We start from the raw sequence: 11,365 nt of genomic DNA on the forward strand, positions 1-11,365 counted from the left end.
GCTGCATCCGTCACTATGCTGAACGCCAGTCGCAGCACCCCTTTGGTCCTACTCCCCAAGAGGCCAAATCCCCAGGGAGCTCATGCTGTGGGGCTTTGAGCAAGCTCATTACTGGCGCCATTACCGCCCCGGTCGTCATGTACGACCGGGGTTTTTCTTTTGCACGGTTCGGTTACCGATGATGTGCCCCGCCAGCGACTGTTCCACTGGCAGGAAGGACCGGGCGCTGCCGCCCGGCCCGACAGCTCAGCGGCCCAGGGCCTGGCCGATACGCTCGAGCACTTCGTCCAGTGAACCGACGCCATCCACGCGCGCCAACTTGCCACGCTGCTCGTAGAAGCCGATCACCGGTGCGGTGGAATCGGTATAGACCTGCAGACGCTTGCGCACCGATTCCGGATTGTCGTCTTCGCGGCCCTCGGCCTTGGCGCGCCCAGCGATCCGCTCCACCAGCAATTCGCTGGCCACATCCAGCTGCACCACCGCATCCAGCGGCTGGCCGATCTTGCTGAGCAAGCTGTCCAGTGCATTGGCTTGGGCCACATTGCGCGGGTAACCATCCAGGATGAAGCCGTTGGCCACATCGGCCTGGCCCAACCGCGCTTCCAGCATGCCGAGCAGGATCTCGTCGGACACCAGATCGCCACGCGCCATCACTTCCTTGGCCTTCACGCCAAGCGGTGAACCGGCGGCCACTTCGGCACGCAGCAGGTCGCCGGTGGAAATGTGCGGGATCTGAAACTTGTCTTTGAGCCGTGCCGCCTGGGTGCCCTTGCCCGAACCGGGCGGTCCCAACAGAACCAATCGCATCAGTGGACTCCACTTTCGAATAAAAACGCGTTGCGGTGGGCGGCGTTAGACTCAAGCCTTCGCCAGCGCTGACCGTATGGTCGTGCAGCTTACCGCATCCGGGGAATGTCCCCGCAATGTCCCCCGCGCCATGTCGCCATCTGAGGAGTGTGTCCCCCTATGACCAACGGCAACCTGTTGTATGCCCAGTCCGGCGGTGTCACTGCCGTCATCAACGCCACCGCTGCCGGGGTGATCGGCGAAGCGCGCGCACGCAAGATCAAGGTGCTGGCTGCACGCAACGGCATCCTGGGCGCGCTACGCGAGGAATTGATCGACACCTCCAAGGAATCGGCCGCGGCGATCGCGGCGCTGGCGCAGACCCCCGGCGGCGCGTTCGGGTCCTGCCGCTACAAGCTCAAATCGCTGGAGCAGGACCGCGCCAAATACGAGCGCCTGCTGGAGGTGCTGCGCGCGCACGACGTGCGCTGGTTCCTCTACAACGGCGGCAACGACTCGGCCGATACCGCACTGAAGGTCTCGCAGCTGGCCAAGGCGTTCGGCTACCCGCTGCACTGCATCGGCGTGCCCAAGACCATCGACAACGACCTGGCGGTGACCGACACCTGCCCCGGCTTCGGCTCGGCCGCCAAGTACACCGCGGTCTCGGTCCGCGAAGCGGCGCTGGACGTGGCCGCCATGGCCGACACCTCCACCAAGGTCTTCATCTACGAAGCGATGGGCCGCCACGCCGGCTGGCTGGCGGCGGCGGCGGGGCTGGCCGGACAGGGGCCGGACGACGCGCCGCAGATCATCCTGCTGCCCGAGCGCGCCTTTGATCAGGCCGCGTTCCTGGCCAAGGTGCGCCAGGTGGTGAAACGGGTCGGCTGGTGCGTAGTCGTGGCCAGCGAGGGCATCCAGGACGCACAGGGCAAATTCGTCGCCGATGCCGGCGGCGCGGCCGATTCGTTCGGGCACGCGCAACTCGGTGGCGTAGCCGCCTTCCTCGCAGCGCAGGTCAAACAGGAACTCGGCTACAAGGTGCACTGGACGCTGCCCGATTACCTGCAGCGCTCGGCCCGCCACCTCGCCTCCAAGACCGACTGGGAACAGGCCCAGGCTGTGGGCAAGGCCGCCGTGCAGTACGCACTCAAGGGCATGAACGCGGTGATCCCGGTGATCGAACGTGTCAGCGACGCCCCGTACCGCTGGAAGATCGTGCCCGCCCCGCTGCACAAGGTGGCCAACCACGAAAAGAAGATGCCGCCCAGCTTCCTGCGCAAGGACGGCTTCGGCATTACAGAGCGCGCCCGCCGCTACTTCGCCCCACTGATCAAGGGCGAAGCCCCGCTGGCCTACGGCAGCGATGGCCTGCCGAAGTATGTGACGTTGAAGAATGTGGCCGTGGTCAAGAAGTTGGCGGCGTGGGAGGGGTGAGTTAAAGCTGCCGCGCCCTCACTGACAGGTGGCCCTCCACCCACGCAGATCTACGAAATCCATTTTGCACCCTCTTAGCGGGGGTGCTGCACTTTCAGACCTGAGCTTATCGACGCCGTCTGTTGCGGCCCACAGCCGCGGCGAACGCGAATTACAAGCGCAACCGGCCGACTGCTAACAAATTCTCTCTACATGTCCAGGTTGCATTCGTGAGTGTTAATGCTTGAGCGGCAACTACTAATGGCCGATTGGCATTGCCAAGCACATCGCCCCTTACGCGTTCTTTGTCCAAGGCTGTCACTTACTACTGGCCGAAGGATTTCCGTGTGCTCAGCACGGTTGTCTTAATGCCTGTTCGATGCTCGAAACGCGCGGGCGTTCGGGCAGCTTCTGTTATCGCGGAGCGCAATAAGGCTGTGGTAAACCTGTGAATCACAACTGCAGTGCGCGCTCCCTGGATGTAACCGCTTACCGAAAATTCGAGCGAATCGGCGCTTGCTCAGCACCGGTGTCACCGTTGGACGCGCCCAGCATCCCCTGATGACTGCCCTGGCAGTTACTGGCATCACGGCAACATTGCAAGGTTGATCCCGACCGTGATCCACCCACGCGGTGCGGTCGCGTGATCACATCCAACTACGAGATCGATGCTGGAGGCCTTGCCCACCAGTCTGCGCAGTCCGAGTTGCGCACCGTGACCGTCGCGATCGTCTCCCGATGCTTCGGCCAGGACCGTCCAGGCGGGGGTGAGCACGTGCTCCAGGCCGACACCTGCAGTCGTGGTGTCCGGGCCAGCGTGCGTGACGAGCGCGCCGAAATTGACGTGAATCCGCGTGTTCGCTGCCGTTCCTAGCGACCACGTCAGCGGCACGGCGATGTAACTGGCGCGTTGCTGAGGCTCCTGCCAGGCGCGTTGCAGGCCCACTGACACCGCCAGCCCCCATGCGTGTTGCTCCGGATCGCGCAGCATGCGTTTTGCGCCGATGTCGAGCGCAGCCGATCCGTGCCGGACGTCGGTCATTCCCAACGCGAATTCGGTGCCCCAGAGGTTGCAGGCAGGCACTGCCGTGGCCGATGCACCGCCGGGCGTCGCACGCCACCACGCTTCGAGCTGGCACTGGCCGCGTGGCGTCACGCCAGCATCGTCGACCACCATGCTGGCTGCTGCACGCGCGGGCACCGGGTGCCATAACGCGAACACGGCCAGCAGTCCCGGGGAGTGACGCAATACCTTCATAGGCTTCTCAAGAAAAGCGCCAGCGCCGTTGGCGTTGAACACCACTAGGACCGAGAACGCCGCATGGCACGCAGGCGGCAAACCACGCTGCGCCACGTTAGCGCCGTGCATCGAAGATGCAGCGCATGCGCCGATGCGATCGATGTGGCTGACGCGACTTCGTTGGCACGACTGGTTCTCAGCAAAGCGTCGGTATCAAGCCCAATCGGCCTTCGGCTCGCTGGCAACCACGACGGCGGCGCACTGGTGAACGACGCGCCACTACCTGACCTGTCGCTGATGCATGCTATGCAACACGGAAGCAGGCATTGATGCTTGACCCACTGCACCACCGGCGCCGCGCGTTACATGCATGCATGTAGCGCCACAAAGTTGGGCACGCAGACCGAACTCACACCCTAGGCATGCGCGGCCGCATTTTAGCCGCTCTTACTGGCAGGCCTTGCCTTCCATCGTCTGCTGCGCGGTAAACATGGGGACCTGCGGGATCTTGCCGGCCGCGGCCTGCTGCTTGGCCTCCTCCAGATAGATGCGTGACTGCCCTTGTCCATCCAGCTGCGGTTTGGCCGCGGCCGGCTTGCGCCATACCCGCACAACCGCCTGCTGTGACGGGCAGGACGCGCTCGGTACGCGGATCACATCATTGAAGATCCAACCGGAGGCCACGCTGGGTGCAGCTTTGGCGTAGTCGACGAAGCGGGCGCGCGGCTGACAGGTAGGACTGCTGCGCGTCACCGAAAACGTGTATGGCTGCGCCGCATTGCCGGTGAACACACCTTCCAGACGGGCACAGGCTTCGGGAATCTGGCGCAAGGTGTGCGCTGCACCAATCGCCTGCGCCGTGCCAGGGGCACGCTGCATTTCCGGTGCGGGCTCGGCGGCAAACACAGGAGCGCTCAGCAGCAGGCCGGTCATCATCAAGGCGGATTTCAACATACATAGGCTCCTGGATCGGGTCGATCACGGTGGCGGCAGGCTGTCATGCCATCACTGAACGCGGCGCCAAAGCGTGGTGCTGGCAGGCATGCAGTACGCGGCGCATACTCGGCTGCAATCCGGCCACATGAACATCGCGACGCGCAGCAGGCCTTGTCAGGCCGTCGAGTCCGTCTTCGCCGTTCCACTCGTCGCGCACCGCCCTTCGTTCGTCCCGACCGGACGACATCCATTCTTTTGGGAGGGGTCATGCTGGAACACTACGGATTGATGCTCGCGCTGGGTTGTGCGGTCCTGGCCATTGTCTATGGCATGTTGTCGGCGCGCTGGGTGGTCGCGCAGCCGAGCGGCAATGCACGCATGCAGGAAATCGCCGCTGCCATCCAGGAAGGCGCACGCGCCTACCTCAACCGGCAATACCTGACCATTTCCATCGCCGGCGTGGTGTTGTTCGTGCTGGTCGGGCTGTTTCTGAGTTGGTACACGGCAATCGGGTTTGCGATTGGCGCGGTGCTGTCGGGGTTGGCCGGCTACATCGGCATGAACGTGTCGGTACGCGCCAACGTGCGCACCGCAGAAGCCGCGCGGCACGGGATCAGCAAGGCCATGGACGTTGCCTTCCGCGGCGGCGCCATCACCGGCATGCTGGTGGTCGGCCTGGGCTTGCTGGGTGTTGCCGGCTACTTCGCCATCCTGCAAGCCATCGGCCTGCCGCTTGAGCAGAACCTGCACGCCTTGGTCGGCCTGGCGTTCGGTTCATCGCTGATTTCGATCTTTGCGCGCCTGGGTGGCGGCATTTTCACCAAGGGTGCCGATGTGGGCGCCGACCTGGTGGGCAAGGTCGAGGCCGGCATCCCCGAAGATGACCCGCGCAATCCGGCCGTGATTGCAGACAACGTCGGTGACAACGTCGGCGACTGTGCAGGCATGGCGGCGGACCTGTTCGAGACCTATGCGGTCACCGTCATTGCCACGATGCTGCTCGGCAGCCTGACCCTGGCCGAAACCGGACCGCATGCGGTGTTGTATCCACTGGTGCTGGGCGGCGTGTCCATCGTCGCATCGATCATTGGCGCAGCATTCGTGAAGGTAAAGCCGGGCGGCTCGATCATGGGCGCGCTCTATAAAGGCGTGATCGTGTCCGGTGTGTTGGCGGCGATTGCGTACTTGCCGATCACGCAGGCATTGATGCGCGAAAACGCGCACGGCGCGATGTCATTGTATGCCTGCGCATTGATCGGCCTGGTCCTGACCGGGCTGATCGTGTGGATCACCGAGTACTACACCGGCACGCAGTATGGGCCCGTGCAGCATGTGGCCGCCGCGAGCACGACCGGTCATGGCACCAACATCATTGCCGGCCTGGGCATCTCGATGAAATCCACCGCACTCCCGGTCATTGCGGTGTGCGCGGCGATCTGGGGCGCATTCCATTTTGGCGGGCTGTACGGGATTGCGATCGCGGCCACGGCGATGCTGTCGATGGCCGGCATGATCGTGGCACTGGACGCCTATGGCCCCATCACGGACAACGCCGGCGGCATTGCCGAAATGGCCGAATTGCCGCCAGAAGTACGCAACGTCACCGACCCGCTGGATGCAGTCGGCAATACCACCAAGGCGGTGACCAAGGGCTATGCGATCGGCTCGGCTGCACTGGCCGCGCTGGTGCTGTTTGCCGACTACACCCACAACCTGCAGGCCGCCAATCCGAACGAAGTATTCGCGTTCGATCTGTCTGACCACACGGTGATCATTGGCTTGCTGATTGGCGGACTGATTCCCTACCTGTTCGGCGCAATGGCGATGGAAGCCGTGGGGCGCGCTGCCGGTGCGGTGGTCGAAGAGGTACGCCGCCAGTTCCGCGACATCCCCGGCATCATGGCCGGCACCGCCAAGCCGCAATACGACCGCGCGGTGGACATGCTCACGCGCTCGGCAATCCGCGAAATGATCGTGCCCTCGTTGTTGCCGGTGGTGGTCCCGGTGATCGTCGGGCTGCTGCTTGGGCCGCGTGCGCTGGGCGGATTGTTGATCGGCACCATCGTGACCGGGCTCTTCGTTGCGATTTCGATGACGACCGGGGGCGGAGCATGGGACAACGCCAAGAAGTACATCGAAGATGGTCATTTCGGCGGCAAGGGCAGCGAAGCACATAAGGCCGCGATCACCGGCGATACCGTGGGCGACCCCTACAAGGACACCGCAGGGCCTGCCATCAACCCGCTGATCAAGATCATCAATATCGTCGCGTTGCTGTTGGTGCCGCTGCTTTAAGCGCAGTGCTTGAGGCGATCTGCGGACCTCGTGGGCCCGGAGCGATGCGTGACTCCGGGCCCGGGCCTTTGTCGGCTGGCGACGGCGCCTGGCCTCTAAGGCTCCTGAGGCTGCAAGCATGGCGATGCGTGCTGCTGCAAAGACCACTGCGGAGACCGGAAAGACGCCACTGGCCCGTTTGATCACTACGGGCCAGTGGCGCAGCGCATCTCCGCGTGCAGCATCTCCGCATGCAACAAATCAGCAATGATCACGCTACAAGCCATCAGGTTGCGTAGGTTGCTCGTTACTTGGTGCATCAAACGCGTCTTGGAGGTAAGCCGCGCAAGCACCGAAGGCGCTGCACCAGAATCTGCTAGGTCGTCATGGATGATCGCTCGACCAACAGCATGAGCAAGACGCTATCAGCGCCTTACAGACAGCCGATCAACCCGTCATAGATCGGCGGCGCACCACCGGGCAGCGGCTCGAACAGCGGATTGGTGACTGCAAGTACGCGATACATCTCGTCCAGGCGCGTTCCGGCCTTCAGAGGCGCGGTGCAGCGCCAGACCCGGCTGTCCGAGCGTAAATGACCACTGCGCGGATCCACGCTCACCTCGCTCGCGCCAAAGGTCCAGATGCAGCTGCGCACCACCCCGCTCACCCGATTGACCGAGCAGCGGAAGCGCAGCGGCTGGTAATCGCTGAACTCGCCGCCACAGAACGTATCGCCACAGATATTGTCGAAATCACGATCCAGCCGTTGCTCCAGATCGACAAAGGCCTCCCAACCTTCGCCGTTGGCCGGCCAGTCCACCGCATCCACGAACGCCGGCGGCGGATCCGCAGCCAGCGCCGCCGGGGCGAGGATGGATGACATCAAAAGAACGATGACGCGCAGGTACCTGGACATGGGGCCAACTCCGTGGCTGTGGATGAGCCTGCAGCGTGACGCGAGGGCACGCTCAGCAGCATCGGGAAGCGGCCCGTGATGAACGCGGACTATGCCGCGCGCCGCTGTCAGACAGCGGCCTATTCAGTGTCGCTGCACCGCAACAGCCGAACGCGTAGAATCGGCCTCCACACACAGCTGAAGCCTCGGAGCTACGCGCATGGGCCTGGAACTGGTCACCTCCGGCAAGAACCTGCCGGAAGAAATCAACGTCGTCATCGAGATCCCCAAGGACTCGGAGCCGGTCAAGTACGAAGTGGACAAGGCCAGCGGCGCGATCTTCGTCGACCGCATCCTGTCGACCCCGATGCGCTACCCCTGCAACTACGGCTACGTGCCCAACACCCTGTGCGGCGACGGCGACCCGGCCGACGTGCTGGTGGTGCTGCCGCTGCCGCTGGTGCCCGGTTCGGTGGTGCGTTGCCGCCCGGTCGGCGTGCTGCGCATGAGCGATGAGGCCGGCAGCGACGAGAAGATCCTGGCAGTGCCGATCGAGAAGATCTTCTCCGGCTACGCCCACATCGAAGATATCGATCAGGTCTCCAGCCACTGGATGGAGCGCATCGGCCATTTCTTCGAGCATTACAAGGACTTGGAGAAAGGCAAGTGGGTCAAGCTGGACGGCTGGGGCGGCGCGGCGGAAGCCAAGCGCATCCTGGTGGAGTCGGTGGAACGCTATAATTCCGACGCGCCCTGAGCCGTCGACCGTGACGCTGCCCCGCACGTGCGGGGCGATCGGCATCACGCTTTTGGCGTGATGCCGGTGACCGCTGTCGGCAGATTGGGTACATTGCCGACAGCGTTTGGCCGGCGCCTATCGCCGGTGACTCTTGGGGAAGTGCCTTGCGTATTTTGTTTGTTGGGGACGAAGCCAGTCTTCCGTCCGACCTTGTCGACTACATTGCCGAACTCGGCGACAACTGGCAGGCGCAGCAGGTCCCGGACGGGAACTCTGCCATCGAAGCCGCCGCGCTGTCGCCCTTCGATGCCGTCATCGTTGCCCCGGTCCTGCCGGACTTGACCGCCGCGACCTTGCTCGGGCAAATCCGCACCCTGCGGCCCGACACCATCCGCATTGCCCTGATCGATGCCCAGGACGGGCAGCGCACGCCACCGGCGCGCATCATCGGGGTGGCGCACCGTTTCCTGCCGATGCCGCTGGCACCGGAAGTGCTGCTGGAAGCGGTCACCAGCCTGGAGGAGTTGCGCGACCTGCTCAGCAATCCGCGCCTGCGCGCGGCCATTGGGCGGATCGAGAAGCTGCCCTCCCCGCCCCACCTGTATTTAAGCCTGATGCACGCGCTGGAAGAGGACGATGGCGCCGACGCGGCCGACATCGCCAAGCTGATCGCCGGCGACCCGGCGATCGCGGCCAAGGTGCTGCAGCTGTGCAACTCTGCGTTCTTCTCTGGCGGCCGCAGCATCACCGACCTGCGCACCGCGGTAACGCGCCTGGGCGTAGCCACGCTGCGCGACCTGGTGCTGGCCAGCGAAGTATTCTCGGTGCAGACCCTGACCCCGGCCGAGCGCGCCGCGATGCAGCGCCGCGCGCTGCTGTCCTCGCGCCTGGCGGCCAAGGTGTTGCCACCGACCAGCGCCGAACTGGGCTCCACCGCCGCACTGCTGGCCGACATCGGCCTGTTGCTGCCCGGCGTGCGTGATGAACGCGAACCGGCCGTGGAAGGCGACGAGCGTCTAGGCCATACCGAGGCGGGCGCCTACCTGCTGGGCCTGTGGGGCCTGCCGATGCCAATCATCGAAGCGGTCGCCTTCCATCGCCACCCGCAACGCTCCAGCCTGCGCAGCTTCTGGGTGACCGGCGCCGTGCACGTGGCGACTGCATTGGCCAGCGGCGAGACCGTGGACGAGGAATACCTGACCAAGGTCGGCGTCATCAACCGCTTGCCAAATTGGCGCGAGCAGGCCGATACCTTGATGGGGCTTGCTGAGGCGTAAGGTCCCGGCACATCCACTAGCCGCCTTCTCATCCTGCCCGATGTTTTTGAGGACACAGGACTAAGGAAGGGCTACTGGATTTCAGCGTAAACGAGCCTACGTTGCTAATCCGGCGGGGCGCATGCTCGGCCACGATTATCGACCGACCACTAGGTGCCGTGTCGCTCTGAGGGCTCGCCGTGCCCTGGCTCCTCGGACTTTGCTAAATATGGCGGGAAGTTCGATACAACTTGAAATTTTACAAAAAATTTTCATCCCTTCTTATGGAAAGCCTTACGTTCTAGCTGGCCTTTGGCCAGCGACCAACATTTAAAAGGAATGAAAATGAAAATGAAAAAAGCAACAGTCTTGGTTGCAGTGATTATTGCGATGAATTCTTCGCCTGTATTAGCAGCACAAAGTCTACCTACCACTTCAGAAAAATCGTTCGTACAGAAGATTGTTGATTTAGTGCTTCAAGACGATACCAGCGACTTAAAATATTCTCGCTCGTCTACCCTAGACGCAAGCCGCAATGACTTCAAGCCGCCTTCGGACAAAGGAGGTGGCGGAGTTCCGGGCACGGGCGGACGCTGCTACACCGTAGGCTCAGGAACTGTTATTTGCCAAGCGATGTAAGTAACGCCTCAAGAAACACGTGGCTGGGCTTTTCAGTTCATGGACATTAGCCGCGTTTCAATTGGGGAATTTGTCATCCTTAGATACGCGCCTCAAAAAAGCTAAATAAAAAAAAGAAGGGTGGATCTTACGATCCACCCTTCTTTAGTTACAACCTTATTATCTAATGCGCGCGTCGATCGATCAGAAGCGCTGGGTGTACTTCATATACATGAAACGACCGATTTCAAAGCCGCCGTAGTAGGCGAAGCTACTGTTCGGTGCCGAGTACTGAAGCGGACCGCGGTGATCGAACACGTTGTTCGCGCCGAGAGCGATCGTTGCATCCCACGGGGCCTTCCAGTTGACCTGCAGGTCGTGGAAGGTGTTGGAGCCGGTGTGGCGCAGCGGATCGGATTCACCGTTGGCGAAATGATCCGGCGCGTCGCAGTAGCCCTCAGCCAGAGTGATGCAGCTTTCCTTCATGCCCGAGTAGTAACGCAGGGTGTAGTTGACGCCGAAATCACCCAGCGTCCAGTTCACGCCAACGTTGGAGCGCACGCGGAAGATGCCCGGCTCGCCGACGCGGCCGATCATGATCGCGTTGCCTGCGCTGTCCTGGCCGGCTTCGTCGTACTTGCTGACGTAGCTGGTCTGCCAGTCGAAGGTGAACGAACCGATCGCGGTTTCCGGCAAGCGGTACTTCACGCCGAGGTCGTAGCCTTCGGTTTCCATCTGGCCGAGGTTGGCCACGCCGTAGGTCATCGACGAGATATGACCGTCTGCAGCACGCGTCAGGCTCGAGCAGCGCGAGGTGTCGCCGAGCACGTAGCAATCACGCAGGATGCGGTCGACGCTATCGGCAATGATCATGTCATTGATTTCGTAGCGGTACCAATCCAGCGAGATGTCCAGGCCCTGCACCCAGCGCGGGCTCCACACCAGACCAGCCGTCTTGCTCGTGGAGGTTTCCGGCTTCAGGTTCGGGTTCGCGCCGCTGATGAATTCATCAGGCGTCTGGCACGGATAGGTCGTGCAAGGCACGAAGCCCTGACCGAGCTGCGTGTAACCCAGCGGGACACCAGCGGCGTTACATGCGGCATTGCCGTTCACGCTGTTCGGGGCACCCACGCCGCAAGGATCGATGTAATCCTCGAAGCTGCTGCTCAGGCCACCGTACAGGTCGCTGATGGTCGGAGCGC

10 protein-coding genes are annotated in these 11,365 nt (G+C 62.9%); 5 read left to right on the forward strand and 5 right to left on the reverse strand.

The features are described from left to right. Positions 1-246 precede the first annotated feature (246 nt). Positions 247-810 carry an adenylate kinase gene (locus ACD584_RS10860; protein ID WP_076037137.1) on the reverse strand — a complete coding sequence of 188 codons (564 nt, stop codon included), beginning with the start codon at positions 808-810 and terminating at the stop codon, positions 247-249. Positions 811-969: 159 nt separating this feature from the next. Between ACD584_RS10860 and ACD584_RS10865 the strand changes: the two genes are divergently transcribed. Next, positions 970-2,226, forward strand: a complete 1,257-nt coding sequence (locus ACD584_RS10865) for a 6-phosphofructokinase (RefSeq protein WP_076037138.1) — start codon at positions 970-972, stop codon at positions 2,224-2,226. A 565-nt stretch (positions 2,227-2,791) separates the two neighbouring features. On the opposite strand, the gene ACD584_RS10870 is transcribed toward ACD584_RS10865, so the two are convergent. After that, a complete protein-coding gene (locus ACD584_RS10870; RefSeq protein WP_076037139.1) occupies positions 2,792-3,574 on the reverse strand; it encodes a hypothetical protein in 783 nt (260 codons plus the stop codon). A gap of 318 nt (positions 3,575-3,892) precedes the next feature. Beyond that, positions 3,893-4,381, reverse strand: coding sequence for a hypothetical protein (locus tag ACD584_RS10875; protein WP_175611866.1), 489 nt, complete (start codon positions 4,379-4,381; stop codon positions 3,893-3,895). Between the two features lie 267 nt (positions 4,382-4,648). Here ACD584_RS10875 and ACD584_RS10880 point away from each other — a divergent pair, with 267 nt between their 5' ends. After that, on the forward strand, positions 4,649-6,676 hold the full coding sequence (locus ACD584_RS10880) for a sodium-translocating pyrophosphatase (RefSeq protein WP_076037141.1): 2,028 nt from the start codon (positions 4,649-4,651) through the stop codon (positions 6,674-6,676). Between the two features lie 412 nt (positions 6,677-7,088). Here the strand turns inward: ACD584_RS10880 and ACD584_RS10885 are convergent, their stop codons facing one another. Continuing rightward, positions 7,089-7,571: a hypothetical protein gene (locus tag ACD584_RS10885; protein ID WP_050911282.1), complete on the reverse strand. Its 483-nt coding sequence runs from the start codon at positions 7,569-7,571 to the stop codon at positions 7,089-7,091. A 199-nt stretch (positions 7,572-7,770) separates the two neighbouring features. Between ACD584_RS10885 and ppa the strand changes: the two genes are divergently transcribed. The 3 genes from ppa (at position 7,771) to ACD584_RS10900 (ending at position 10,184) form a co-directional block, all read left to right on the forward strand. Continuing rightward, entirely contained in the window at positions 7,771-8,307 is a 537-nt protein-coding gene (gene ppa / locus ACD584_RS10890) for an inorganic diphosphatase (protein ID WP_002804918.1), read from the forward strand. A 146-nt stretch (positions 8,308-8,453) separates the two neighbouring features. Further along, the gene (locus ACD584_RS10895) at positions 8,454-9,566 is read left to right on the forward strand and encodes an HDOD domain-containing protein (protein WP_012437451.1); all 1,113 of its coding nucleotides are present in this window, start codon (positions 8,454-8,456) and stop codon (positions 9,564-9,566) included. A gap of 324 nt (positions 9,567-9,890) precedes the next feature. Continuing rightward, positions 9,891-10,184, forward strand: coding sequence for a hypothetical protein (locus ACD584_RS10900; protein ID WP_139328391.1), 294 nt, complete (start codon positions 9,891-9,893; stop codon positions 10,182-10,184). A 183-nt stretch (positions 10,185-10,367) separates the two neighbouring features. Here ACD584_RS10900 and ACD584_RS10905 read toward each other — a convergent pair. Then, on the reverse strand, positions 10,368-11,365 hold a 998-nt coding region (locus ACD584_RS10905; RefSeq protein WP_372357286.1), incomplete at its 5' end, for a TonB-dependent receptor domain-containing protein.

The organism is Xanthomonas sp. NCPPB 2922 (assembly GCF_041520885.1).
Taxonomy (GTDB): domain Bacteria; phylum Pseudomonadota; class Gammaproteobacteria; order Xanthomonadales; family Xanthomonadaceae; genus Xanthomonas; species Xanthomonas campestris.